Source organism: Pseudomonas oryziphila (genome assembly GCF_003940825.1).
Taxonomy (GTDB): Bacteria; Pseudomonadota; Gammaproteobacteria; order Pseudomonadales; family Pseudomonadaceae; genus Aquipseudomonas; species Aquipseudomonas sichuanensis.
This window is the reverse complement of the sequence record NZ_CP034338.1, coordinates 5,397,391-5,422,806: the sequence shown is the minus strand read 5'-3', so window position 1 is coordinate 5,422,806 and position 25,416 is coordinate 5,397,391. Positions and strand designations below refer to the sequence as shown.

The 25,416-nt window shown below is 65.1% G+C and carries 26 protein-coding genes; 5 read left to right on the top strand and 21 right to left on the bottom strand.

From position 1 onward, the window contains the following. Positions 1–28 precede the first annotated feature (28 nt). Positions 29–313 (top strand): PsiF family protein, encoded by a 285-nt coding sequence (locus tag EJA05_RS25275; protein ID WP_110992973.1) that lies wholly within the window; start codon positions 29–31, stop codon positions 311–313. A 70-nt stretch (positions 314–383) separates the two neighbouring features. After that, positions 384–1,391 carry an AI-2E family transporter gene (locus EJA05_RS25270; protein WP_125465731.1) on the top strand — a complete coding sequence of 336 codons (1,008 nt, stop codon included), beginning with the start codon at positions 384–386 and terminating at the stop codon, positions 1,389–1,391. A gap of 135 nt (positions 1,392–1,526) precedes the next feature. Here EJA05_RS25270 and EJA05_RS25265 read toward each other — a convergent pair whose 3' ends face one another. Beyond that, a complete protein-coding gene (locus EJA05_RS25265; RefSeq protein ID WP_125860626.1) occupies positions 1,527–2,798 on the bottom strand; it encodes an Hsp70 family protein in 1,272 nt (423 codons plus the stop codon). Positions 2,799–2,962: 164 nt separating this feature from the next. On the opposite strand from EJA05_RS25265, the gene cbpA reads away from it, so the two are divergent. Both cbpA and EJA05_RS25255 read left to right on the top strand, forming a co-directional pair. Continuing rightward, positions 2,963–3,922, top strand: coding sequence for a curved DNA-binding protein (cbpA, locus tag EJA05_RS25260; RefSeq protein WP_110992970.1), 960 nt, complete (start codon positions 2,963–2,965; stop codon positions 3,920–3,922). Positions 3,923–3,924: 2 nt separating this feature from the next. Beyond that, a complete protein-coding gene (locus tag EJA05_RS25255; protein WP_110992969.1) occupies positions 3,925–4,230 on the top strand; it encodes a chaperone modulator CbpM in 306 nt (101 codons plus the stop codon). A gap of 94 nt (positions 4,231–4,324) precedes the next feature. On the opposite strand, the gene EJA05_RS25250 is transcribed toward EJA05_RS25255, so the two are convergent. From EJA05_RS25250 to urtA, 7 genes are all read right to left on the bottom strand, one after another. Beyond that, positions 4,325–4,855 (bottom strand): GNAT family N-acetyltransferase, encoded by a 531-nt coding sequence (locus EJA05_RS25250; protein WP_125860624.1) that lies wholly within the window; start codon positions 4,853–4,855, stop codon positions 4,325–4,327. A gap of 5 nt (positions 4,856–4,860) precedes the next feature. Then, positions 4,861–5,385: a GNAT family N-acetyltransferase gene (locus EJA05_RS25245; protein WP_125860622.1), complete on the bottom strand. Its 525-nt coding sequence runs from the start codon at positions 5,383–5,385 to the stop codon at positions 4,861–4,863. 31 nt (positions 5,386–5,416) lie between these two features. Beyond that, positions 5,417–6,115, bottom strand: coding sequence for an urea ABC transporter ATP-binding subunit UrtE (gene urtE / locus EJA05_RS25240; RefSeq protein WP_125860620.1), 699 nt, complete (start codon positions 6,113–6,115; stop codon positions 5,417–5,419). A 139-nt stretch (positions 6,116–6,254) separates the two neighbouring features. Continuing rightward, the gene (urtD, locus tag EJA05_RS25235; RefSeq protein ID WP_125465726.1) at positions 6,255–7,112 is read right to left on the bottom strand and encodes an urea ABC transporter ATP-binding protein UrtD; all 858 of its coding nucleotides are present in this window, start codon (positions 7,110–7,112) and stop codon (positions 6,255–6,257) included. Continuing rightward, positions 7,109–8,188: an urea ABC transporter permease subunit UrtC gene (urtC, locus tag EJA05_RS25230; RefSeq protein ID WP_125860618.1), complete on the bottom strand. Its 1,080-nt coding sequence runs from the start codon at positions 8,186–8,188 to the stop codon at positions 7,109–7,111. Before urtC ends, urtD begins: the two co-directional genes overlap by 4 nt. After that, positions 8,188–9,675 (bottom strand): urea ABC transporter permease subunit UrtB, encoded by a 1,488-nt coding sequence (urtB, locus tag EJA05_RS25225; protein ID WP_125860616.1) that lies wholly within the window; start codon positions 9,673–9,675, stop codon positions 8,188–8,190. The genes urtC and urtB overlap by 1 nt, the downstream gene beginning before the upstream one ends. A 140-nt stretch (positions 9,676–9,815) precedes the next feature. After that, positions 9,816–11,081: an urea ABC transporter substrate-binding protein gene (gene urtA, locus EJA05_RS25220; RefSeq protein ID WP_125860614.1), complete on the bottom strand. Its 1,266-nt coding sequence runs from the start codon at positions 11,079–11,081 to the stop codon at positions 9,816–9,818. A 529-nt stretch (positions 11,082–11,610) separates the two neighbouring features. Here urtA and EJA05_RS25215 point away from each other — a divergent pair. After that, complete coding sequence (locus tag EJA05_RS25215; RefSeq protein ID WP_125860612.1) at positions 11,611–11,910, top strand: hypothetical protein; 300 nt, start codon at positions 11,611–11,613, stop codon at positions 11,908–11,910. A 190-nt stretch (positions 11,911–12,100) separates the two neighbouring features. On the opposite strand, the gene EJA05_RS25210 is transcribed toward EJA05_RS25215, so the two are convergent. The 13 genes from EJA05_RS25210 to cbiE all read right to left on the bottom strand — a co-directional run bounded on the left by EJA05_RS25210 (position 12,101) and on the right by cbiE (position 25,400). Further along, positions 12,101–13,351: an IS256 family transposase gene (locus EJA05_RS25210; RefSeq protein WP_125860074.1), complete on the bottom strand. Its 1,251-nt coding sequence runs from the start codon at positions 13,349–13,351 to the stop codon at positions 12,101–12,103. Positions 13,352–13,503: 152 nt separating this feature from the next. Beyond that, positions 13,504–14,919, bottom strand: coding sequence for a D-serine/D-alanine/glycine transporter (cycA, locus tag EJA05_RS25205; RefSeq protein WP_125860610.1), 1,416 nt, complete (start codon positions 14,917–14,919; stop codon positions 13,504–13,506). 241 nt (positions 14,920–15,160) lie between these two features. Next, entirely contained in the window at positions 15,161–16,528 is a 1,368-nt protein-coding gene (locus EJA05_RS25195; protein ID WP_125860608.1) for a PepSY-associated TM helix domain-containing protein, read from the bottom strand. Positions 16,529–16,586: 58 nt separating this feature from the next. Beyond that, entirely contained in the window at positions 16,587–18,653 is a 2,067-nt protein-coding gene (locus EJA05_RS25190; protein WP_125860606.1) for a TonB-dependent copper receptor, read from the bottom strand. A 68-nt stretch (positions 18,654–18,721) separates the two neighbouring features. Next, a complete protein-coding gene (locus EJA05_RS25185; RefSeq protein WP_125860604.1) occupies positions 18,722–19,153 on the bottom strand; it encodes a DUF2946 domain-containing protein in 432 nt (143 codons plus the stop codon). Positions 19,154–19,173: 20 nt separating this feature from the next. Then, the gene (locus EJA05_RS25180; protein WP_125465718.1) at positions 19,174–19,659 is read right to left on the bottom strand and encodes a copper chaperone PCu(A)C; all 486 of its coding nucleotides are present in this window, start codon (positions 19,657–19,659) and stop codon (positions 19,174–19,176) included. Positions 19,660–19,707: 48 nt separating this feature from the next. Next, positions 19,708–20,097 carry a DUF2946 domain-containing protein gene (locus EJA05_RS25175; RefSeq protein ID WP_125860602.1) on the bottom strand — a complete coding sequence of 130 codons (390 nt, stop codon included), beginning with the start codon at positions 20,095–20,097 and terminating at the stop codon, positions 19,708–19,710. A 250-nt stretch (positions 20,098–20,347) separates the two neighbouring features. After that, positions 20,348–21,202: an SPFH domain-containing protein gene (locus EJA05_RS25170; protein WP_125465716.1), complete on the bottom strand. Its 855-nt coding sequence runs from the start codon at positions 21,200–21,202 to the stop codon at positions 20,348–20,350. Between the two features lie 27 nt (positions 21,203–21,229). Further along, positions 21,230–21,667, bottom strand: a complete 438-nt coding sequence (locus EJA05_RS25165) for an NfeD family protein (RefSeq protein ID WP_125465715.1) — start codon at positions 21,665–21,667, stop codon at positions 21,230–21,232. 45 nt (positions 21,668–21,712) lie between these two features. Next, positions 21,713–22,066, bottom strand: a complete 354-nt coding sequence (locus tag EJA05_RS25160; RefSeq protein ID WP_125860600.1) for a hypothetical protein — start codon at positions 22,064–22,066, stop codon at positions 21,713–21,715. 316 nt (positions 22,067–22,382) lie between these two features. After that, positions 22,383–23,105 (bottom strand): cobalt-precorrin-6A reductase, encoded by a 723-nt coding sequence (locus tag EJA05_RS25155; RefSeq protein WP_125860598.1) that lies wholly within the window; start codon positions 23,103–23,105, stop codon positions 22,383–22,385. Continuing rightward, positions 23,102–24,196, bottom strand: a complete 1,095-nt coding sequence (locus EJA05_RS25150; RefSeq protein WP_125860597.1) for a cobalt-precorrin-5B (C(1))-methyltransferase — start codon at positions 24,194–24,196, stop codon at positions 23,102–23,104. The genes EJA05_RS25155 and EJA05_RS25150 overlap by 4 nt, the downstream gene beginning before the upstream one ends. Further along, on the bottom strand, positions 24,189–25,400 hold the full coding sequence (gene cbiE / locus EJA05_RS25145; protein WP_125860595.1) for a precorrin-6y C5,15-methyltransferase (decarboxylating) subunit CbiE: 1,212 nt from the start codon (positions 25,398–25,400) through the stop codon (positions 24,189–24,191). The genes EJA05_RS25150 and cbiE overlap by 8 nt, the downstream gene beginning before the upstream one ends. Positions 25,401–25,416: the final 16 nt, after the last annotated feature.

Genomic DNA, 25,416 nt, shown 5'->3' with positions numbered 1-25,416 from the left:
TTGGGCGCGCCGACAAGGAGACCACTCCATGAAGCTGCTGCATGTGCCACTGCTGGTGCTGGGCATGTTGATCGCCGGGCAAGGATTCGCCGCCACCGCGCAACAGGAAAAGATGAAGACCTGCAACGCCGACGCCACCACCAAGGCGCTCAAGGGCGATGAGCGCAAGGCGTTCATGAGCACCTGCCTGAAGAAGGATGTGCCGCAGACCCAACAGGACAAGATGAAAACCTGCAATGCCGACGCCACCACCAAGGCGCTCAAGGGCGACGAGCGCAAGGCCTACATGAGCGACTGCCTGAAGAAGAAATGACCTGTGCCTATGCCTGTGCATTGAAGGCTGGCAGACTGCGGGACTTTCCGCTGTCTGCCGTCGAGGCTGTATGACCTTCACCCCCCGCCAGATCTCCCTTGCCAGCCTGGTCATCGTCATCGCCGGCCTGTTGCTGGCATTGCCCCTGAAGTTGCTCCCCAGCCTGCTGGCCGGGCTGTTGGTGTTCGAGCTGGTCAACATGCTCACCCCGCGCCTGCAGCCGCTGATCGCCGGGCAGCGCGCCCGCTGGCTGGCGGTGGCCCTGCTGGGCACGCTGGTGGTGAGCACCCTGACCCTGCTGTTCGCCGGTGCCTTCAGCTTTTTGCTGCACGAGGCCGAGAACCCCGGCGCCTCGCTGGACAAGTTCATGGCCCTGGTCGAACGCGCCCGTGGCCAGTTGCCGCCGTTCATCGAAGCCTACCTGCCGGCCAGCGCGGCCGAGTTCAAGGTGGCCATCGGCGACTGGATCAAGAGCCACCTGAGCGATCTGCAATTGGTGGGCAAGGGCATGGCGCACATGTTCGTGACGCTGCTGATCGGCATGATCCTCGGCGCCATCGTCGCCTTGCAGCGCATCCCCGACATTTCCCGGCGCAAGCCCCTGGCCGCGGCCTTGTTCGAGCGCCTGAGCCTGCTGGTGCAGGCGTTTCGCAACATCGTCTTCGCGCAGATCAAGATCTCGCTGCTCAACACCGCGTTCACCGGCATCTTCCTGGCCGTGGTGCTACCGCTGTTCGGCGTGCACCTGCCGCTGACCAAGACGCTGATCGTGCTGACCTTCCTGCTCGGCCTGCTACCGGTAATCGGCAACCTGATGTCCAACACCCTGATCACCATCGTCGGGATGTCGCTGTCGATCTGGGTGGCGGCGGCGGCGCTGGGCTACCTGATCGTGATCCACAAGGTCGAGTACTTCCTCAACGCGCGGATCGTCGGCGGGCAGATCAGTGCCAAGGCCTGGGAGCTGTTGCTGGCGATGCTGGTGTTCGAGGCCGCGTTCGGTCTGCCGGGGGTGGTGGCGGGGCCGATCTACTACGCGTACCTGAAGAGTGAGCTCAAGCGGATGGAGCTGGTCTGAGGGATTGCTTGAACCTGTACCGGCCTCTTCGCGGGTAAACCCGCTCCCACAGGTTCACCGCTGCCTTCAAGGCATAGGTAATCCTGTGGGAGCGGGTTTACCCGCGAAGAGGCCAGTACAGGCGAAGGCAAAGGTTCAGATTGTCCCGTAGCGCTTGCGCGCCTCGATCGCCAGCCCGCTACCGATGCTGCCGAAGATATTGCCTTCCACATGCCGCGCATTGGGCAGCATCGCCGCCACGCTGTTGCGCAGTGCCGGGATGCCGCTGGAACCGCCGGTGAAGAACACCGTGTCCACCTGGCTTTCATTCACCCCGGCCCTGGCCAGCAGCTCGGTCACGCTGCCACGCACACGCTCCAGCAACCCATCGATGGCATCCTCGAACAACGCGCGGGTCAGCTCGGCGCAGAGCCCCGGTTCGATGCGGCCAAAGTCCACGCTACGGCTGTCACGCTCGGTCAGCTCGATCTTGCTGGCCTCCACTTCCATCGCCAGCCAGTGCCCGGCGCGCTCTTCGATCAGCTTGAACAGGCGGTCGATGCCCAGGGTGTCCTCGATGTCGTAGCGCATGTTGCCCAGCGCCAGCTGCGACTTCTGCGAGTACAGGGCGTTGATGGTGTGCCAGGTGGCCAGGTTGAGGTGGTAGCTGGTGGGCATCAGTGCGCCGCTCTTCATCCGGCTGCCGTAACCGAACAGCGGCATCACGCCCTGCAGGCTCAACTGCTTGTCGAAGTCGGTACCGCCGATGTGCACGCCGCCGGTGGCGAGGATGTCGTCCTGGCGCTCGTCCACCAGGTGACGCTCGGGCGACAGGCGGATCAGGGTAAAGTCCGAGGTACCACCGCCGATATCGACGATCAGCACCAGCTCTTCACGGCTGATGCCCGACTCGTAGTCGAACGCCGCGGCGATCGGCTCGTACTGGAACGACACGTCCTTGAACCCGATCTTGCGCGCCACCTCGGCCAGGGTGTCCTCGGCCTCCTGGTCGGCAGCGGGGTCTTCGTCGACGAAGAACACCGGGCGGCCCAGCACCACCTGGTCGAACTCGCGGCCGGCGGCGGCTTCGCCACGCTTTTTCAGCTCGCCGATGAACATGCCCAGCAGGTCCTTGAACGGCAGGGCGCTGCCCAGCACGCTGGTGTCGTGCTTGATCAGCTTGGAACCCAGCAGGCTCTTGAGCGAGCGCATCAGGCGGCCTTCGTAGCCTTCCAGGTACTCGTGCAGGGCCAGGCGGCCGTACACCGGGCGACGTTCCTCGATGTTGAAGAAGACCACCGAAGGCAGGGTGATCTTGCCGTCTTCCAGGGCGATCAGCGACTCGACGCCCGGGCGGTGCCAGCCGACCGTGGAGTTGGAGGTGCCAAAATCGATGCCAAGGGCGCGGGCCGGGGATACGTCAGACATGAGGGGAAAGCTTCCGGAGGCAAAACGGCCGCGCAGTGTATGCCAGTTGGCTACAGAATCAAGACCGGTCGTCTGCCGTGAGGCAAAGCCAAGCGCACCTTGAAAGGCTATGCTTGGCCCCTATCTTCAGTTGCAACCTGCACTTTCACATTGGTGATCCACAGATGGACTTCAAAGACTATTACAAGATACTCGGCGTCGAACCGAGCGCGGACGAGAAGGCGATCAAGGCCGCGTACCGCAAGCTCGCGCGCAAGTATCACCCCGACGTCAGCAAGGAGCGTGACGCCGAGGAAAAATTCAAGGAGGCCAACGAGGCCTACGAAGTGCTTGGCGACAAGGACAAGCGCGCCGAGTTCGACGAAATCCGCAAGTACGGCGGCCAGCACGGCCGGCCGTTCCAGGCCCCGCCTGGCTGGCAGAGCCGCGGCGGCAATGGCGGTGGCGGTTTCGAGGGCGGCGACTTCTCCGACTTCTTCAGTTCGATCTTCGGCGCCCGGGGTGGCAACCCCTTCGGTGGTGGCGGCCGGCAACAGCGCAGTACCGGCAGACGAGGGCAGGACGTGGAACTGGAACTGGCGGTCTTCCTTGAAGAGACCCTGAACAACGAATCCAAGCAGATCAGCTTCCAGGTGCCGCAGACCAACGGCGCCGGGCAGCGTACCGGGTTCACCACCAAGACCCTGAACGTGAAGATCCCCGCCGGGGTGACCGATGGCGAGCGCATCCGCCTCAAGGGCCAGGGCGCGCCAGGCGTGGGCGGTGGCGCCAACGGCGACCTGTTCCTGACCCTGCGCATGGCCCCGCACCCGCTGTTCGATGTCGAAGGCCATGACCTGATCATCACCGTGCCGCTGGCCCCGTGGGAGGCCGCGCTGGGCGCCAAGGTGGCGGTGCCGACCCTGACCGGCAAGATCAACCTGACCATCCGCCCCGACAGCCAGAGCGGCCAGCGCCTGCGGGTCAAGGGCATGGGCCTGTTGAACAAACAGGGCGAGCGCGGCGACCTTTATGCGCAATTGAAAGTGGTAATGCCCGCCCAGTCCGACGCCGCCGCGCGCGAGCTGTGGACCCAGCTCTCCGAGAAAGCTGCGTTCAACCCGAGGACTCAATGGAGTAAGTGACCATGAGCAGCACCCTGATCGTTCAACTGGACATGCGTACCCTGTGCCAGGAGGCCGATGTCACGGCCGACTGGGTGATCGAGATCGTCGAGCACGGCATTGTTGAACCGTCGGGGCGAACGCCCGACGAATGGCTGTTCGATGACCGCGCGCCGGTGACCTTGAAGCGCGCGGTGAAGCTGCATCAGGAGCTGGAGCTGGAGTGGGAAGGGGTGGCGCTGGCGCTGGAGTTGCTGGAGGAGGTGCAGCAGTTGCGCAGTGAGAACAGCATGTTGCGCCAGCGCTTGGGCAGGTTCACCCAGATGTGAGCGTTACAGCATCGCGGGGCAAGCCCGCTCCCACGAAGCACCTCGGTACATGGCGTGGGAGCGGGCTTGCCCCGCGATGGCTACATCACCACTCTCAAGCGGGAGTCAGCACCTTGAAATACAACGCCGTCGCCCGATACACCCCATCCGGCCCACAGGCATAATCCGGGATCTCCCCCGCCTTGCTGTACCCCTGCGCCCGATAAAACGCCTCCGCGCCGGAGCCGGCCTCGGTATCCAGGTACAGCATCCCCCGCCTGATCCGCCGGGCATCGGCCTCCAGCGCATTCATCAGTTGCTGACCCAGCCCACGCCGCCGCGCATCGCTATGCACCAGCAGCTTCTGCACCTCGGCCCGGTTCAGCCCGTTGGGCTTCAGGCACAGGCCAAGCTGCACGCTGGCCAGCACCTCATGGCCCTGGGCGATCACCCATAAAAGTTGCTCGCCACTGGCCAGGCGCGCCCTCACCTCATCGAAATAGGCATTGGCCTGCTGCTCGTCGATATCCGCCAGAAAGCCCACCGAAGCACCCTGTCGCACCGCATCCAGCAGCAGGGCCACCAGGCCCTCGCGGTAATAGGCCAGGCCTTCGTGGGTGACGCGTTGCAGGTGGGCGGCGTTCATCGGGTTCAGCTCCTCGAGGGGGGAAGGGCGTTCTCGTCCAGATTCAGCTGCATGAAGGTCAGGTCCAGCCAACGGCCGAACTTCACGCCCACCTGGGCCATCTGCCCGGTGATGGCGAAGCCCAGGCGCTGGTGCAGGCGGATCGACGCGGCGTTGCCGCTCTCGATCGCGGCGACCATCACATGTTTGTCGCACGTGCGCGCACGTTCGATCAGCGCCGCCATCAGGATCGGCCCCAGGCCTTTGCCACGCTGATCGCCACGGATGTACACCGAGTGCTCGACGGTATGCCGGAAGCCTTCGAAGGGCCGCCAGTCGCCGAACGAGGCATAGCCCAGCACCCCGGTATCATCCACCGCCACCAGGATCGGATAGCCCTGCTGCGCGCGGGCCTCGAACCAGGCCTGGCGGTTGGCCAGGTCGACCGGGGTTTCGTTCCAGATCGCCGTGGTGTTGCGCACGGCGTCGTTGTAGATGTCGAGGATGCCTGGCAGGTCTTCGGCCAGGGCATCGCGCAGCGTGTAACTCATGACGGCATCTCGCAAGGGAAGTCAGTGCAGATTAAATGGTAACCAGGCCACGCACACCTTCGGCCTGCATGTTTTCGCCGCGCCCCTGCTGGACGATCTCGCCACGGGCCATCACCAGGTACTGGTCGGCCAGTTCCTCGGCGAAGTCATAGAACTGCTCTACCAGCAGGATGGCCATGTCGCCACGGTCGGCGAGTTTGCGGATCACCGCGCCGATTTCCTTGATTACCGAGGGCTGGATGCCTTCGGTCGGTTCGTCGAGGATCAGCAGGCGCGGGCGGCTGGCCAGCGCACGGCCGATGGCCAGCTGTTGCTGCTGGCCGCCGGACAGGTCGCCGCCACGGCGCTGTTTCATCTGCTCCAGCACCGGGAACAGTTCGTAGATGAAGGGTGGTACTTGCCGGGCCTCGCGGGCGGGGAAGCGCGACAGGCCCATCAGCAGGTTTTCCTCCACCGTCAGGCGCGGGAAGATCTCGCGGCCCTGGGGCACGTAGGCGATGCCGGCCTGGACCCGTTGCTGCGGCTTGAGCGCGGTGATTGCTTTGCCTTCCCATTCCACGCGGCCCTCGCGGGCCGGCAGCAGGCCCATCAGGCAGCGCAGCAGGGTGGTCTTGCCCACGCCGTTGCGCCCGAGCAGGCAGGTGACTTCGCCGACCTTGGCCTCGAAGGACAGGCCGCGCAGGATGTGGCTGCCGCCGTAGTATTGGTGCAGGGTGTCGATCTTGAGCATGTGTTGTTCCTGGAGTATTCGTATTGCCCATGCCGGCCCTTTCGCGGGTAAACCCGCTCCCACAGGTTCAGCGCAAATCCTGTGGGAGCGGGTTTACCCGCGAAGAGGCCAGCGCAGGCAGACAAAAATCAAAAGCCGATCAGCGCCCGAGATACACCTCGACCACCCGCTCATCCGCCTGCACCTGCGCCAGCGATCCCTCCGCCAGCACACTGCCCTGGTGCAGCACCGTCACATGGTCGGCAATGCTGCCCACGAAGCCCATGTCGTGTTCCACCACCATCAGCGAATGCTTGCCCGCCAGCGAGCGGAACAGCTCGGCGGTGAACTCGGTCTCGGCGTCGGTCATGCCCGCCACCGGCTCGTCCAGCAGCAACAACTGCGGCTCCTGCACCAGCAGCATGCCGATCTCCAGAAACTGCTTCTGCCCGTGGGACAGCAATCCGGCCGGGCGCTGGGCCAATGGCAGCAGGCGCAAGGTGCTCAGCACCTCGTCGATGCGCTGGCGCTGCTCGCCACCCAAGCGCGCCGCCAGGCTGGCCCACACCGACTTGTCGGCCTTCAAGGCCAGCTCCAGGTTCTCGAACACCGTCAGTGCCTCGAACACCGTGGGCTTCTGGAACTTGCGGCCGATCCCGGCCTGAGCGATCTGGTATTCGCTCATGCGGGTCAAGTCGAGGGTGTCGCCAAAGTAGGCGCTGCCGCTGTCGGGGCGGGTCTTGCCGGTGATCACGTCCATCATCGTGGTCTTGCCCGCGCCGTTGGGGCCGATGATGCAGCGCAGCTCGCCCACGCCGATGTACAGGTTCAGCCCGTTGAGCGCCTTGAAACCGTCGAAGCTGACGCTGATGTCCTCCAGGCTCAGCACCGTACCGTGGCGGGTATCGAGCCCGGCCTTGCGCGCCTGGCCCAGGCCGATGGCGTCACGGCCGGCGCCCAGTTGATCGAACACCGGTTCCAACATGAATTCAGGATGCACCGGGGGCACGCCTCTCATGGCTGGCTCCTTTTCTTCACAAGCCCGACCACGCCCTTGGGCAGGTACAGGGTGACGACGATGAACAGCGCGCCGAGGAAGAACAGCCAGTACTCGGGGAACGCCACGGTGAACCAGCTCTTCATGCCATTGACCAGCCCGGCGCCGAGCAGCGGCCCGATCAGCGTGCCGCGCCCGCCCAGGGCCACCCACACGGCCGCCTCGATGGAGTTGGTCGGCGACATCTCGCTGGGGTTGATGATGCCCACCTGCGGCACATACAGCGCCCCGGCCAGGCCGCACAGCACGGCGCTGAGCACCCACACCAGCAACTTGAAGCCACGCGGGTCGTAGCCGCAGAACATCAAGCGGTTCTCGGCATCGCGCACGGCGGTGAGCAGCCGGCCGAACTTGCTGCGGGTGAGCTGCCAGCACAGGTACAGGCTGGCCAGCAGCAGGCCGACCGTGAGCAGGAACAGCACCGCGCGAGTGCCTTGCGAGGTGATGTCGAAGCCGAGGATGGTGCGGAAGTTGGTGAAGCCGTTGTTGCCGCCAAAGCCGGTCTCGTTGCGAAAGAACAGCAGCATGCCGGCGAAGGTCAGGGCCTGGGTCATGATCGAGAAGTACACGCCCTTGATCCGCGAGCGGAAGGCGAACCAGCCGAATACCAGCGCCAGCAACCCCGGCGCCAGCACCACCAGGCACAGGGCCCAGGCGAAGTGCTGGGTACCGGCCCAGTACCAGGGCAGCTCGTTCCACGACAGGAAGGCCATGAACCCCGGCAGGCCGTCGCCGGCAGCCTGGCGCATCAGGTACATGCCCATGGCGTAGCCGCCGAGGGCGAAGAACAGCCCGTGGCCCAGGGACAGCAGCCCGGCGTAGCCCCACACCAGGTCCAGCGCCAGGGCGACGATGGCGTAGCAGAGGATCTTGCCCACCAGGGTCAGGGTGTAGGCCGAGACCTGCAGCGCGTGCCCGTCGGGCAACAGCGACAGCAGCGGCAAGGCCAGCAACACCAGAACCACGGCGGCGCCCAAGGCCAGCGAAACCCGCGGCCCGGCCTTTTGTGCGGCAGTGACAAGCAGTGGCTGGTTCATCAGTCGATTACCCGTCCCTTGAGGGCGAACAGGCCTTGCGGGCGCTTCTGGATGAACAGAATGATCAGCGCAAGGATGAGGATCTTGCCGAGCACCGCACCGATCTGCGGCTCCAGCAGCTTGTTGGCGATGCCCAGCCCGAAGGCGGCCCAGAGGCTGCCGGCCAGTTGCCCGACACCGCCGAGCACCACCACCAGGAACGAGTCGATGATGTAGCTCTGGCCCAGGTCAGGCCCGACGTTGCCGACCTGGCTCAGGGCCACGCCGCCCAGCCCGGCGATACCGGAGCCCAGGCCGAAGGCGAGCATGTCGACGCGCCCGGTGGACACCCCGCAGCAGGCCGCCATGTTGCGGTTCTGGGTCACTGCGCGCACGTTCAGACCCAGCCGTGTGCGGTTGAGCAGCAGCCAGGTGAGCAGCACCACGGCCAGGGCGAAGGCGATGATGACGATGCGGTTGTAGGGCAGCACCAGGTTGGGCAGCAGTTGAATGCCGCCGGACAGCCAGGCCGGGTTGCTCACCTCGACGTTCTGCGCGCCGAAGATCAGGCGCACGGCCTGGATCAGGATCAGGCTGATGCCCCAGGTGGCCAGCAGGGTTTCCAGCGGGCGGCCGTACAGGTGGCGGATCACCGTGCGCTCCAGGGCCATGCCGACCCCGGCACTGACGGCGAAGGCCACCGGCAGGGCGATCAGCGGGTAGAACTCGATCGCCCCTGGCGCGTAGCGCTGTAGCAGCACCTGGACCATGTAGGTGCTGTAGGCGCCGAGCATCAGCATCTCGCCATGGGCCATGTTGATCACCCCGAGCAGGCCGAAGGTGATCGCCAGGCCCAGGGCCGCCAGCAGCAGGATCGAGCCCAGCGACAGGCCACTGAAGGCCTGGCCCAGCAGTTCGCCCACCAGCAGTTTGCGTTGCACCTGGGCCAGGCTGGTTTCGGCGGCGGTGCGCACGGCGGCATCGGTTTCGGCGTCCGGTTGCAGCAGCGCTTCGAGGCGGGTGCGGGCCAGCGGGTCGCCGGTTTCACCGAGCAGGCGCACGGCGGCCAGGCGCACGGCCGGTTCGCTGGCGCCCAGTTGCAAATTGGCCAGGGCCAGGCCCAGGGCGGCGTGGACGGCGGCGTCCGGCTCGGCGGCGAAGCGGCGGTCGAGGAAGGCCATCTGCGCCGGTTGCGCGGATTTTTGCAATTGCTGGGCGGCGGCCAGGCGGATCGCGGCCTGATCGCTGAGCAGTTGGTGGCTGGCCAGGGTGTTGTCGAGCAGGCCGCGCAGGCGGTTGTTCAGGCGCAGTTTGCGGGTGTCGCCTTCGGCGATGCGGCCTTGGCGCAGGTTTTCCAGCAGCGGCAGGCGCGCGGCATCGGGTTGTGCGGCCCAGGTTTCGAGCAGGCTTGCCTGTTCGGCGGGCTTGGCGCTGAGGAAGAATTCGCCCTCGCTGGCGTGTGTTGCCAGGGGCAACAGCAACAGAAGGGTGAGCAGGAATCTGAGCATAAGGGCAGTCCTGGAAAATCGGCGGTGGATTCATCGCTGGCAAGCCAGCTCCCACAGGTTCAGTGAAGCGCTCAGGGCTGGCGCGGTCCCTGTGGGAGCCGGCTTGCCGGCGATTGGGCCGCAAAGCGGCCCCAATGCACTCAGTTGCCCTTCACCGCATAGTCAGGCCGCTTGTCATTCCCCGGAATGAACGGGCTCCACGGCTGCGCCCGCAGCGGCTGTTCGGTCTGCCACACCACGCTGAACTGCCCGTCATCCTGGATCTCGCCGATCATCACCGGCTTGTGCAGGTGGTGGTTGGTCTTGTCCATGGTCAGGGTGAAGCCCGACGGCGCCTTGAAGCTCTGCCCGGCCAGCGCCTCGCGCACTTTGTCCACATCCGTGGACTTGGCCTTCTCGGCGGCCTGCGCCCACATGTGGATGCCCACGTAGGTGGCTTCCATCGGGTCGTTGGTCACCGCTTTGTCGGCCCCCGGCAGGTTCTTGGCCTTGGCGTAGGCCTTCCAGTCGGCGACGAATTTCTGGTTGACCGGGTTATCCACCGACTCGAAGTAGTTCCACGCCGCCAGGTGCCCCACCAATGGCTTGGTGTCGATGCCGCGCAGCTCTTCCTCCCCCACCGAGAACGCCACCACCGGCACCTCGGTGGCCTTCAGGCCCTGGTTGGCCAGCTCTTTGTAGAACGGCACGTTGGAGTCGCCGTTGACCGTGGAGATGACCGCCGTCTTGCCGCCGGCGGAGAACTTCTTGATGTTGGCGACGATGGTCTGGTAATCGGCATGGCCGAACGGCGTGTACACCTCTTCGATGTCCTTGTCGGCCACGCCCTTGCTGTGCAGGTAGGCGCGCAGGATCTTGTTGGTGGTGCGCGGGTACACGTAATCGGTGCCCAGCAGGAAGAAGCGCTTGGCGCTGCCGCCGTCTTCGCTCATCAGGTACTCCACCGCCGGGATCGCCTGTTGGTTAGGCGCGGCGCCGGTGTAGAACACGTTCGGCGACATCTCTTCACCCTCGTACTGCACCGGGTAGAACAGCAGGCCGTTGAGCTCCTCGAACACCGGCAGCACGGATTTGCGCGACACCGAAGTCCAGCAGCCGAACACCACCGCCACCTTGTCCTGGGTCAGCAGCTGGCGGCTCTTTTCGGCGAACAGTGGCCAGTTGGACGCCGGGTCCACCACCACTGCTTCGAGCTGCTTGCCGTTGACCCCGCCCTTGGCGTTGATCTCGTCGATGGTCATCAGCGCCATGTCCTTGAGCGAGGTCTCGGAAATCGCCATGGTGCCCGACAGCGAATGCAGGATGCCGACCTTGATGGTCTCGGCGGCCTGGATGCTCCAGCTCAGGCCCATCGCCGCGATCGATGCGCTGAGGGTGAAGGCCTTGATCAGACTGCGTCGCTTCATTTGGTCACTCCGATGTGAGGTTGTGGTGCTGGCAGATCGGAGATTGCAAAGGCTGTGCCGAGCGGCGGAAGGCTTGTGATAGAGCGGTTGTGCGACGAATCGGGGCGTTTGGGGCGTCCAGGATGGTGCTTGCCGGATTGGCCTGCACAGGATTGGGGCCTGGGGCCGTGAACACTTTTGACACATAAGCGGTACTTGAGTACCGTGCCGCACCCCAGTAGTTTCTGCGGTTCGGGATTGGCGTCCCGTTGTCAGAACCGGACACATCGCACCTGCGATAGTTGTGTCCTGCATGGTTGCACCCGTTATGGGCGGAGCCGTGTGTGGGAGCCTTCGGGCTCACCGGAACTTCTGACCGGCAACGCCAACCCGCACGGCTCCGTCCACCCACATTGGCGTGTGGGCACGGAGAAACACTTCAGAAGGCTGCAAGGAGTAGCACCATGCTCAAGAAGATCGTTCCAGACCCACCGTTCGCGCCTGTCGCTGGCGCACCTCTCATCGATGCCCCTCAGCGAGAGGTGCAGCCATGAACCCGGAATCGCGGGTCAATCCCGCCATTTGCAAATCCCGCCCCGTTACCGCCTGTTCCCATTTCGGCACCTCCAATCACGCCCATGACCCGATGCTTTCGGTGCATGCCGGGGTCGATAGCGAGGATGCGCTGGTGTGCGCCGTGGCGGCGTTGAAGGCGGCGTATGAGACCAATGCCGCAGCGTTGGAGAAGGCCGGGGAGCCGTTGCGCAGTTTGCTGACGGCTACGGAGAATTCGCTGGAGAAGGGGTTGGCGCTGGCCGAGGCCGTGCTCGAGGGGTTGGAGCAGGGTTAGTGCCAGGCTGAAAATCCTGGGGCTGCTGCGCAGCCCTTTCGCGACACAAGGCCGCTCCTACAGGACTGCGCATAACTTACCGTTTAGCAGGGACCTGTGGGAGCGGCTTTAGCCGCGAACACCGGCGAGGGACTGTCAGATTTTTTGTGTGCGGGCCGGTAATGGCCTGCCGCTAGGCAGGCCCTGATTCTCACCAGGTTGGCCTGATGAACCGATCTCCATACAGAATCGCAAATTGATTCATCGCGCTTTTCCAGTCATGGGCCGGTTTTCCCCAATTGGCTGTGATGTTGCGCAATCCCAGCCAAATCAGTTTGGTCGCTGCATCATCATTCGGGAAATGTCCGCGAGTCTTGATGACCTTGCGTAGCTGGGCATTGATGCTCTCGATGGCGTTGGTGGTATAGATCACCTTTCGGATGGCGGGCGGGAAAACAAAGAATGGAATCACGCGATCCCAAGCCCGTCGCCAAGCAGCCACCACCGTCGGATATTTCTCGCCCCACGGCCCGTTCTCAAACTCATCGAGTGCTTGCTCTGCCGCTTCAGCATTGATGGCTTGGTAAATCGGCTTCAGCTCCTTGGCCAGAGCCCGCCGCTTGTCCCAGGCCGCGTAGTCGAGGCTGTTGCGGATCAGGTGCACGATGCACGTCTGCAGCGTCGTTTCTGGAAACACTGCGCTGAGGGCCTCTGGCATGCCTTTGAGGCCATCGGTCACGGCAATCAGCACATCTTCGACGCCACGCTTCTTGAGGTCGTTAAAGACCTTCATCCAGAACTTCGCACCCTCGGTGTTCTCGATCCAGATGCCCAGGATATCGCGCGTCCCGTCGGGGAGAACGCCCAGGGCCAAGTAAATGGCCTTGTTGCGAACCAGACCTTCTTCGCGGATCTTCACCCGCAGCGCATCGAAGAAAATGACCGGGTACATCGGCTCCAGTGGCCGCTGTTGCCACGCGCCAATCTCTTCCATGACCTCGTCTGTCACAGAGCTGATGAAATCGGGTGAAACGTCGGTTCCATACTGCTCGGACAGGAAGGCCCGGATCTCTCTGACCGTCATTCCACGGGCGTACATGGCGATGATTTTGTCATCGAATCCGGTGTAACGGCGCTCATGCTTGGGGATCAGAATGGGCGAGAAGCTGCCGTCACGGTCCCGAGGGATATCCAGCCGTAGCGGGCCATCGCCTGTCAGCACTGTCTTGCCACTCGTGCCATTGCGCTGGTTGGTCTCATCCTCTGGGCGCTGCGCGCCCGGAGGATAGCCCAGGTGATGGCCAAGTTCGGCGTTCAGGGCCCGCTCGATCAACGCTTTCTTGAAGGCGGCAGAAGCCTCTTCGATAGCCTCTGCGGTCATCAGTGGGGTTGCGGAAAACTGTTCAAGCAGCTCTTTCGGGACCTTCGGTAACTCTCGAAGCGATTTCTTTTTGGTTGGCATGCATGCACCTCTTACTCATGGTATGCCCGAACACAAAATTTCTGACACCCTCACCGGCGAAGCCGGTGCCATCCACCGCGTTGCCTTCTTCGCGGGTAAACCCGCTCCCACAGTGAGCGCCGCGCGCTTGCGAAATCAGGTCTCTGGCTGGATCAGCGGTTAGAGGCTTCACCCACCGCCGCACGCGGCTGGCGCTTGCTGCGCACGAACTGATAAGTCACCGCCAGCAGCACAAACCAGATCGGCGTCACCACCAGCGCCTGGCGGGTGTCGTCACGCAGGCTCAGCAGCACCAGGATGCCGGCGAAGAACACCAGGCACACGTAGCACATGAAGCGCCCGCCGGGCATCTTGTAGCTCGACGCTTCATGCAGCGCCGCACGGTGTTTGCGGTAGCTCAGGTACGACAGCAGGATCAGCGTCCAGACGAACATGAACAGCACCGCCGACACCGTGGTCACCAGGGTGAACGCCTCGACCACGTCGGGCACCAGGTAGATCAGCACCGCGCCCAGCAGCAGGCAGGCGCAGGAGAAGTACAAGCCATTGGCCGGCACCGCACGGCGCGACAGTTTCTCGAAGGCCTTGGGCGCATCGCCTTCCTGGGCCAGGCCGAACAGCATGCGGCTGGTGGAGAACACCCCGCTGTTGGCCGACGAGGCCGCCGAGGTGAGCACCACGAAGTTGATGATGCTCGCCGCCGCCGGCAGGCCGGCCAGCATGAACAGCTCAACGAACGGGCTCTTGCCCGGCACCACGTCGCGCCATGGCGTGACCGCCATGATCGCCACCAGGGCCAGCACGTAGAACACGATGATGCGGATCGGGATCGAGTTGATCGCCCGGGGCAGGGTGCGCTCGGGGTTCTTGGCTTCAGCGGCAGTGGTGCCCACCAGCTCGATGCCGACGAAGGCGAACACGGCAATCTGGAAGCCGGCGAAGAAGCCCATCAGGCCGTGGGGGAACATGCCGCCGTCGTTCCACAGGTTGGCCAGGCTCGCGGTGTCGCCGCCGGGCGACTGGAAACCGGTGATGACCATGTACAGGCCGGTGACCACCAGGCCGAGGATGGCGACGATCTTGATCAGGGCGAACCAGAACTCCATCTCGCCGAACAGCTTCACTGTCACCAGGTTCAGCGACAGCAACAGCGCCACGCAGCTGAGCGCGGGGATCCACTGCGGCATGTCGGGGAACCAGAACTGGGTATAGGCGGCGATCGCCACCACGTCGGCGATGCCGGTGACCACCCAGCAGAACCAGTAGGTCCAGCCGGTGAAGTAGCCGGCCCAGGGGCCGAGCAGGTCGGCGGAGAAATCGATGAACGATTTGTAGTTGAGGTTTGACAGCAGCAGTTCGCCCATGGCGCGCATGACGAAGAACAGCATGAAGCCGATGATCATGTAGACGAAGATGATCGACGGGCCGGCCAGGCTGATGGTCTTGCCCGAGCCCATGAACAGGCCGGTGCCGATGGCACCGCCGATGGCGATGAGCTGGATGTGACGGTTGGTCAGGTTGCGTTGCAGGTGCTGGTCTTCAGCAGGGGTGGAGGAGGTCCGGGTCATAGGCTGCATTCCATTGAGGGTCAGTCTTCTTGTCAGAGGTAGCCGGGTAGGCTAACACGCCCGTTCCAGATGGGGGCGCGACAGATCGACACGATTTTGGCGATGCAGCCTGGTGCTCGGCATGATCGGAATCAATGGTTGCCCGTGCCGGCCTCTTCGCGGGTAAACCCGCTCCCACAGGTTCTGAGAACGCCGTTGAACCTGTGGGAGCGGGTTTACCCGCGAAGGGGCCGGCGCGGAGTCAGGCTTGGGCCATGGCCCTGTGCCGGCGCATCACGAGATTATCGACTACCCACATCACCACCATCGAAAGCCCCACCAGCGGAAACGCCACGCCCAGCACCACCATCACCCCCACGGCGGTCTTCCAGCGCGGCAGGTCATGGCGCAGCGGCGGCACGCCCAGGCCACTGGCGGGCTTGCGCTTCCACCACATCACCAGCCCGCTCACCGACCCCAGCAGGATCATCAGGCACACCAGCAGGATGACGATCTGGTTCAGCGGCCCGAACATCTTGCCCTCGTGCAGCATCACGCCAAGCTCGGTGGCGCGGGCCACCGGGCTGTAGTCCTGCCAGCGCACGTCGGCCAGCACCTTGCCGGTGTACTGATCGACATGCAGGGTGGCGTCGTTGCGCGGGTCGTCGGCGAACACCGCGATGGTGAACACACCGTCTGCAGTGGTTGGCAAGGTGATGCTGTAGCCCGGCGCGACCTGGCGCAGGGTGGCGACATCCTCGACCTGCTGCAGGCTGACCTGCGGCGCGGCGGGCGCCTGGTCGGCCATGTGATGGCCGGCGTGCTCGGCATGGGCGCCGGACACCGGCATCGGCGTGTTTTCCAGCGCCCAGGGTACGGTCTGGCGGTGGGCGTCGTTCAGCTCGCCCGCTTGCTTGTCCGACTTCGGCACGTCGTTCCACATGGCCGCCGGGAATCGGTTCCACAGGTCGGCGTACTGCTTGCCCCACAGGCCAGTCCAGGTCATGCCGCTGATCAGCATCAGCAGCAACAGGGCCGAGCCCCAGAAACCGGTGACCGCGTGCAGGTCGCGCCACAGCACTCGGCCGCGAGCGCTCAAGCGTGGCCACAGCACCCCGGCGCTGCTGCGCCCGCGTGGCCACCATAAATAGAGGCCGGACACGACCAGGACAATGCCCCAGCCGGCCGCCAGTTCCACCAGCCGGTCACCGAGCGTGCCGACCATCAGCTCGCCATGCAGGGCGCGGGCGATGGCTTGCAGGTTCTGCTTGCCGTCCTGCTCGCCCAGCACCTTGCCGCTGTACGGGTCGACGAACACATTGAGTTCGCGCCCGCCGTTATGCACCACGAACTGCGCGCTGCGCTCGGCGTCCAGCGGCGGCAGGTACTGGCCCACGTGCCCCTGTGGATAAGCCTGGCGCACGTTGGCCAGCAGGGTGTCGGCAGTTTGCCGGTGGTGGCCGGCCTCGACCACCATCAAGTCGCGGTACATCAGCGGGTCGAGCTGTGGCTTGAACAGGTAGATGATCCCGGTGATCGCCAGCAGGATCATGAACGGCGCGACGAACAGCCCGGCATAGAAATGCCAGCGCCAGGCCAGGTTGTAGAACGATACGTTTGGTTTGCTCATGGGAGCCTCCCGTAGACCTGAGTTGGGCGCGGTCAGGCCCCGCGCCCGTTTGTTGTTGTCAGAAGCTGAAGTCGACCTTGGTCCAGAAGGTCCTGCCTGGCTCGTTCACCGGCTGAGTCGAGTTCGCCGGATAGCCGAACCCGGCATTCCCTGCCAGGTTCAGGTGCTCGGCGTAGGCCTTGTCGAACAGGTTGTCGACGCCCGCGCTGAGCTTGAGGTTGTTGTTCACCTTGTAGGCGCCGTTGAGCGAGAACACGCCGAAGCCGGCGCTCTTGCCGTAGTCCTTGCCCACCACGTTGCCCTGGTTCTCGGCGATGCGGTTCTGCTCGGCCACCAGCCGCCACAGCGTGCCGACGCTCCAGGCGTCCTGGCTGTAGGTCAGGCCCAGGCGGCTTTCCAGGGGTGGCATCTGCGGCAGCGCCTTGCCGTCGCTGCTGTTCTTGCCCCAGGCGTAGGCCAGGGTGGCGTCGGCCTTCCAGTTTTCCGTGAGCTTGTAGGCCGCGCCCAGTTCGCCGCCCATGATGCGGGCGTCGATGTTCTGTGCCTGGGAGGTGTAGCCACCCATCATGGTGCGGCGGTAGTCGAACAGGATGTAGTCGCGTACCTGGCCGACGTAGCCCGAGGCCCAGGCCTCCAGGCGCTCGCCCTGGTACTGGATGCCGAAGTCGAGCTGGGTGGTTTTCTCCGGTTTGATGCCGTCGAAGGCGTTCGCCGAGCCGGCCGGGGCCAGCTTGGGCGAGAACAGCTCCCAGTAGTCGGGGAAGCGCTGGGCATGGCCGAGGCCGATGTAGGTGGTCGCGGGGATCGCCGCCAGGTCGTGCTCGTAGCGCACGAAGCCGCTGGGCAGGGTGTCGGCGCGAGTGTCACCCTGAGTCGGGCTGGCCTTGCGGAAGTCACGGGCCGAGGCACGGTCCAGGCGGGCGCCGGTGATCAGGCGGTCTTCGCCTGTGGCATACCAGGTCAGTTCGCCGAAGGCGCCGTAGTTGTGGAAGTCGGCGTCCTTGGTCCAGGGTTTGCCCTTGTGCGCATCGATGCCCATGCCGCCGCGCTGGCGGTGCTCGTTGGTCTGTGCGTCGATGCCGCTGATCAACTGCACGTCGGCCCAGCGCCAGGTGGCCTTGATCCGTGCGCCCATGGTGCGGCGGTCGACGTTGCTGACCATGGGCATGCCCATCATGCCGGTGCCCGACGGGGTGCGCAGGCTGTAGTTGTCCATCACGTGGTCGGCGTAGTTGTAGTAGACCTGCGCCTCGACCTTGTCGAGCACCTCGCCGAGGTTGGACTTTTCAAAACGCAGGCCGAGGCTTTCGCGCTTGAACTGCGAGCCGTCCATGCCGCGCCCGGCGGAACGGGCCTCGCCGTCGCCCTTGCCGGCGGTCAGCTCCAGCAGGGTGTCGGTGTCCGGGGTCCAGCCGACGGTGGCATCACCGTTCCACTTGTCCCAGCGCGAGGGCACGGTATCGCCGTTGCCGTCATCGAAGTCGTCGGAATGCGACTGGTTGCCGACGAAGCGCACGTAACCCAGCTGGTTGCCGGCGGCGGCGTCGAGCACCTTGTCGAAGCGGCCATTGGAGCCGGCCAGCACGCTGGCGTTGACCCGGCTGCCGAGCTCGCCGAACTTTTCCGGTTCACGTTCGAAGAGGATGGTCCCGGCGGAACCACCGGGGCCCCAGATCACGCTTTGCGGGCCCTTGATCACGGTGAGGCGGTCGTAGGTTTCCGGCGAGATATACGAAGTCGGCGCATCCATGCGGCCGGGGCAGGCGCCGAGCATCATGCCGCCGTTGGTGAGGATGTTCAGACGCGAGCCGAACATGCCGCGCAGCACCGGGTCGCCGTTGGTGCCGCCGGCGCGGATCACCGAGAACCCGGGGATGGTCTTGAGGTAGTCGGCGCCGTCGCTGGCCGGCACCGGCTGGCGTGGGTCCTTGGGGTTGGTGACCACGGTCAGCGGCGAGCTGGGGGCGATGGCGGTGATCACCGTCGGGCTCAGCTCGGCAGTGTCGTGGGTGTGGCCTTCGTGGCCGGTTTCGGCGGCCACGGCCAGCGGTGCGAGCAGTGAGCCGCACAGCAGGGCGATGGTCCCGCGCAGGGAAAGGGCAAAAACAGGGGTGCAGCCGGACATAGTGATTCCAGTCGATCAGTCGTGAGTCAGCGCGAAGCCTCCTGGCTTCGGGCAGTAATAAAGTGGCTTCAGACGACGATCGAGATGGGCGGCGCGCGGCTGCGCGCGCCGGGGAATACAGCCTGCCGGGCATGGCCCTGGCGCGTGGCGACGGGGAGGTGGACGGGTGGGAGTACGCTGCCCGCGGTAAGCGGGCTGAGGGTCTGAGGCAGGGCGGGGCAGTTGAACAGCAGGCTGCAGTAGCCGCACTTTTCCCACATCACATGCAGCTGGCCATCGTTGCCGTGGCCCTGGTGATGATCGTGGCCATGTTCCATGGGCATGGCCATCGACATGTCCATCGGCATGGACATGCCGGCGTGGTGCTCCATCGGCATCGACTGGGAAACCAGTGGGCCGATGAAGATCATCCACATGGCGAACAGGCTCAGCCAGCCGCCACCGACGCGCCTGCGATCAGGGCGGGTGCTGCGGGTTGAGCTGTTGCGCGGCAGGCTCATGGTGAGCGCCAGTCAGCTGATCAGTGTGCGTGTTCGTGCGACGCGGGCTGGTCGGCCGGTGGCTGCTTCTGCACGGCCACGTCGACGGTGACGTCACCGGCTTTTTCGAAGTGCAAGGTCAGCGGGAAGCGCTTGCCGTCCGTGAGCAGGCTGCGGTCCTTGGGCTGCATGATCATCACGTGGTAGGCGCTGGGGGCGAACACCACATCCTTGCCGGCCGGTACCACCACGCTTTGCACGTGTTGCATCTTCATGGCGCCGGCGGCGCTCATCACGTGTTCGTGCAGTTGGGCATCATCGGTGATGGGGCTGTCCACCGAGAGCAGGCGGTCATCGGCCTTGCCGTTGTTGTGCACGACGAAGTAGGCCGCCACGTTGGGCGCGTTCGGCGGCAGCTCCAGCGACCACGGGTGGGCGATGTGCAGGTCGCCCACTTTGTATTCATGGGCGTTGGCATAGGCGCCGGGCAGCAACAGGGCGGCCAGGACAAGGGCTTGCTTGAGCATGGGTGAATCTCCGGTCTGTTCAGGTTCTGATGGACAGCGTAGTGAACATCAGGCCAGCGGAGAGGCACGGGGATTGAGCGCGGGCCATAACTGGCGCGGCGTGGGCTGGTAGTCGGCGAGGTGCGGGATGTGCCCGGCCAGCAGCAACGGCGGGTTGTGCAGTTGTGGCGGGTAGCCGGGCAAGGCCAGCAAAGGCGCGGCGCCCGAACAGCACCAGCAGTTCATCATGCTGGCGCTGTCATCGCTTTGCGGCCCGAGGTCGATCTTGGCCAGGGCCTGTACATCGACTTTGGCCTTGTTCGCCATGCTCGAACAGAAAGCCCCCCACAGCAGCTGCTCGGCCGGGCCCTTGGGCACGGCAGAGGACAGCGGCATGGCCAGCAGGTTGAACAGCACTGCAAGGCAGGCTATCCAGGCGATGTGCCGACGTGGGGGCATGGAGAGATCCGGTCAGGAATCGTGGGGGCTATTGTACGGCGGAGTATAGGTAAAAATGCCGGGGTGCGGTGAAGTGCCGCACCTGGGGCAGATCACCGCACGTTCGTGGGAGCGGGCATTGTGGGAGCGGGCTTGCCCCGCGATGGGGCCAGGCCTGGGAATGATGTTGCCCGGGCGGGCCCCATCGCGGGGCAAGCCCGCTCCCACAACCCCTGCTCCCACAATGCCCGCTCCCGCAGGGCCGGTGATGTCAGGCCTTGGCGCGGCCCATCAAACCGCGCACGGTCTCTTGCAGGTCCGCAGGCAGCACCACGACTTTCGAATTGTCGCTGGCAGCCAGGTTCTCCATCGCGCCGATGTAGCGCTCACCCAGCAGGTACATGGCCGGCACCGTCTCGCTGCCCACCGCTTCCTTCACCAGGGTGATCGCCCGTGCCGACGCCTCGGCCAGGTTGACCTGGGCTTCGGCATCCAGCTTGGCGGCTTGCAGGCGTGCTTCGGCCTCGAGGATGGCGGCCTGCTTGTTGCCTTCGGCGCGGGTCACGTCGGCTTTACGCTCACGCTCGGCGGCGGCCTGGCGCTCCATGGCGGTCTGCATGCTCGGCGATGGCTTGATGTCCTGGATCTCCACCGAGCGCACGGTCACGCCCCAGTCTTCGGTCTGCTCGGACATCGCCTCACGCAGGCGTGCCTTGATCTGCTCGCGGCTGGACAGCGCTTCGTCCAGGTCCATGGCGCCGACGATGGCGCGCAGCGAGGTCATGGTCAGGCTGGTGACGGCGAACGAGAAGTTCTGCACACCGTAGGACGCTTTCTGAGGGTCGACGACCTTGGCGAAGCACAGGGCGTTGGCGACGATCACCGCGTTGTCCTTGGTGATGATCTCCTGCTGTTGCACGTCGAGGATGATGTCCTTGGTCGGCAGGCGGTAGGCAACCACGTCCATGTACGGGATGACGATGTTCAGGCCGGGCTTGAGGGTGCTGTGGTAGCGGCCCAGGCGTTCGACGATCCATTCCTCGCCCTGGGGCACGATGCGCACCCCCTTGAACACGGTGATCAGGACGAATACGGCGAGGGTAGCGACGACGATGAGGCTGGTCATTTTTGCGAACTTCCTTTTAGTGCGGATTCAAGCCCGGGTGACCCGGGCGGTATTGCCTTCGATGGCGGCCAGGCGAACACGCTCGCCGGCGGGGATGTCGCTGTCGGCGACGCAGGTCCATTCCTCGTTGCCGAGGATCGGCTTCTGGAAGCGCACGCGGCCTTTCTGGAATTGCGAGACGCTGGCGGTCAGCAGGCCGACTTCGCCGATCACGCTGTCGGCGGTCCAGCGTACGTCCGCTTTCTTGCGGCGGAACACTTTGAACCACAGCACGGTGGTGATGGACGAGAACACTACCCACAGCAGCCCTTGCATATCCAGTTGCAGGCTGGGGGCGAGCAGCGCGATGAACGACACCAGCACGGCGCCGATGCCGAACCAGAGAATGAAGAAGGTGGGGAGCACCAGTTCCAGCAGGATCAGGGCCACGCCGAAGACGAGCCAGATCCACCATTGCATTTCCATATGGGTGGAGCCTTCCAGTAGAGGGGGGGGGATTTTACGGCAAGATCAAGGCACAGGGCCATCTGTTGCGTGCTGCTCTGAACTGAGCGCGTGCTGGGGTTGCTGTTCAACAGGTTGGTCACGGTTGGTGATGTAGTCCTCGCTTACGGTATCGGCAGCAAACCACCGATCCCAGCCAGAGTCGGCGTAGGAGAGTTCTGATTGCTCGGGGAGTTGGGTTGGGTCTGGCATGGCTGCTGCTCCACTGTTGAGGGTTAGCATTCTCAGGATGTTTGTGTCAGGGCTGCCAGGTGCTCGCCACAACTTTTGCTGCGCCTGTGAGATCGAGCGCCGCCCGCGCTGCGCATCGCTGGCAAGCCAGCTCCCACATCTGTTTCGGGCCAGTTTTTTCTGTGCCATCACCTGGTCCGCCTTTGTTGGGGCGACGCGGTATTGGCGTGGTCGCTAAAGATGCTCCACATGACTCAAGACATGCACCAAGGCGGACAGCGGTACTTTCACAGGACTCATTGGCCCGAAACAAACTGTGGGAGCTGGCTTGCCAGCGATGCGCAGCGCGGGCGGCGCTCGATCTCACAGGCGCTGAAAAATTTCAGGCGGGCACCTTGCAGCCCTGACGCGATCATCCCGAATGCGTTGCTGTTGAAGGTGGAAACATGCCTCATGAACCTCGCAGCACAAAGCGGCAATGTATGTCCAAGGATTCCGGCAAGTTTCAGCGTGTTTCCAGCGCTTCAAGTAGCTCTTTCGGACCTTCGAAAACCCGCTCCACCTCCGGCAGTACAGGCCGCTTGAGCACCAACACCGGCACCCCCCGTTCGCGCGCGACTTCCAGCTTCGGCTCAGTCGCCGTACTGCCGCTGTTCTTGCTCACCAGCACATCGATCTGCCGGCGTTCGAACAGCGCGCGCTCATCGTCGATACGGAACGGCCCACGCGCACCGATCACCTCGCAGCGCTCATTACCCGGGCAAGCCTCAAGGGCGCGCAGGGTCCAGAACTGATGCAAAGGAATCTCGTCCAGATGTTGCAGCGGCTCGCGCCCGAGGGTAAACAGCGGTCGCTGGAACGGCGCCAGCGCCTCGATCAACTCATCCCAGCCCGCCACCTCGCGCCAGTCGTCCCCCGGTTGCGCCTGCCAGGCCGGGCGCCTGAGTGCCCAACAGGGAATGCCGGCCATGGCCGCAGCCTGTGCGGCGTTCTGGCTGATCTGCGCAGCATAGGGGTGAGTGGCATCTACCAGCAGCTCGATCCCTTCCTCACCCAGGTAACGCGCCAGGCCCTCGGCGCCGCCGTAGCCACCGACCCGCACCTGGCAGGCCAGGTCCTGGGGCACGCGGCCGATGCCGGCGAGGCTGTAGACATGCTGCGGCCCGAGCGTGCGGGCGATGGCCAGGGCCTCGGTAACCCCGCCCAGCAGCAGGATGCGCCTCTTCATTGCACGCCCGCCTTGCCGACGATGCCGCCCTGGCGGTCGATGGCGAACACCTCCACCTGCACCTGGGCCGGCACCACGCTGCGGGCGAAGGCCAGCGCATGGCGGCAGACCTCGTCGCCCAGGGCGATACCGGCGGCGTGGGCCAGGGCGAGGGCCTGCTGACTGGTGTTGGCGCCGACGATGGCCGCTTGCAAGGCTGCGTCGGCGCCAATGTCGGCGGCCCAGCCGGCCAGCTGTGGCAGGTCGATGCTCGAATGGCGGCTGTGCAGGTCCATGTGCCCGGCGGCCAGCTTGCTGATCTTGCCGAAGCCGCCGCACAGGCTCAGGCGCGGTACCGGCACCTTGCGCAGGTGCTTGAGCACGGCGCCGACGAAGTCGCCCATCTCGATCAGGGCGATTTCGGGCAGGCCGTACACCCGGCGCATGGTGTCTTCGCTGGCGTTGCCGGTGCACGCGGCGATGTGGGTGTAGCCGTTGGTGTGGGCAACATCGATGCCTTGGTGGATCGAGGCGATATAGGCCGCGCAGGAGAACGGCCGGACGATGCCGCTGGTGCCGAGGATCGACAGCCCGCCGAGGATGCCCAGGCGCGGGTTCATGGTCTTCAGGGCCAGGGCTTCACCGTCGCGGACATTGACCGTGACTTCGAAACCTCCGGCGTAGGCACATTCGTTTGCCAACTGCTGCAAGTGCTCGCTGATCATCCGCCGCGGCACCGGGTTGATCGCGGGCTCGCCAACACCCAGTACCAGGCCCGGGCGGGTCACGGTCCCCACGCCTTGCCCGGCGACAAAGCGGATACCGGGTTCGGCGAGCAGGCGCACCTGGCTATAGAGCAGCGCACCATGGGTGACATCCGGATCGTCGCCGGCATCCTTGAGCGTGCCGGCCTCGGCGCCGTCTGCGCAGGCGCGGCAGAACTCCAGGCGCATCTCTACCACCTTGCCCTTGGGCAGGGTGATGTGCACCGCATCATGGTGCTGGCCGGTCAGCAGCAGGCGTGCTGCCGCAAGGCTGGTGGCGGTGGCGCAGCTGCCAGTGGTCAGGCCGCTGCGCAGGGGCGCGGGTTGTTCACGGGTTTCTTCACGCATCGAGAGGCTTGACCACGTCGAGCAGGGTGATTGGCAGCGCCTGGCGCCAGGTGTCGAAACTGCCCAACGGCTGGGTGTGGGCGATATGGATGCGGGTCAGTTCGCCGCCATGCAGTTCGCGGAACTGCGCCAGGGCGACTTCGCTCTGCAAGGTCACGGCATTGGCCACCAGCCGCCCGCCAGGGCGCAGGCGTTCCCAGCACAGGGCCAGCACGCCTTCGCCGGTGACGCCGCCGCCGATGAAGATCGCATCGGGGCGCTCCAGGTCGTGAAGCGCCTGTGGGGCCTTGCCACGAATCAGCTGCAGGCCGGGCACCCCCAGGGCATCGCGGTTGTGTTCGATGAGGCCCTGGCGGCCTTCGTCGGCCTCGATGGCCAGGGTGCGGCAGCTGGGGTGGGCACGCATCCACTCGATGCCGATCGAGCCGCAGCCGGCGCCCACGTCCCACAGCAGTTCGCCGGGCTGCGGCGCCAGACGGGCCAGGGTGATGGCGCGCACATCGCGTTTGGTCAACTGGCCGTCATGACGGAAGGCGCTGTCCGGCAGGCCGGCGACGCGGGGCAGGCGTGGGGCATCGACGCTGGCCTGGCAGTCGATGGCGACCAGGTTCAGCGCGGCGATATCGGCGTGCGGCCAGTCTTCGGCCGTGCCGCTCAGTTGGCGCTCCAGTGGCCCGCCGAGATGCTCGAACACCTGCAGGCGGCTCGGGCCGAAGCCGCGTTCGCGCAGCAGCGCGGCGATGGCGGCCGGGCTGTGTTGGTCGTTGCTCAGCACCAACAGGCGCAGGCCGCTGAACAGGTGGGCATTGAGCGCGGCCAGCGGGCGGGCGACCACCGAGACCACCTGCACGTCCTGCAACGGCCAGCCCAGGCGGGCGGCGGCGAGGGCGCAGGAGGAGGGCATTGGCAGCACCTGCATCTCGCTGCTGGGCAACTGGCGCGCCAGGCTGGCGCCGACGCCATAGAACATCGGGTCGCCGCTGGCCAGCACGCACACCGGCTGGCCGCGCAGGGCCAACACCGGCTCCAGCGAAAACGGGCTGGGCCAGTGGATCTGCTCGGCGCTCGCGCAGTGGGGCAGCAGGGCCAGCTGGCGCGGGCTGCCGACGATGTGCGCGGCCGCCAGCAGGGCGCGTCGGGCCTGCTTGCCCAAGCCGCTGAAGCCGTCTTCGCCGATGCCTATAACTGTGAGCCAGGGGGCCATGTGTTTCGTTCCGCCA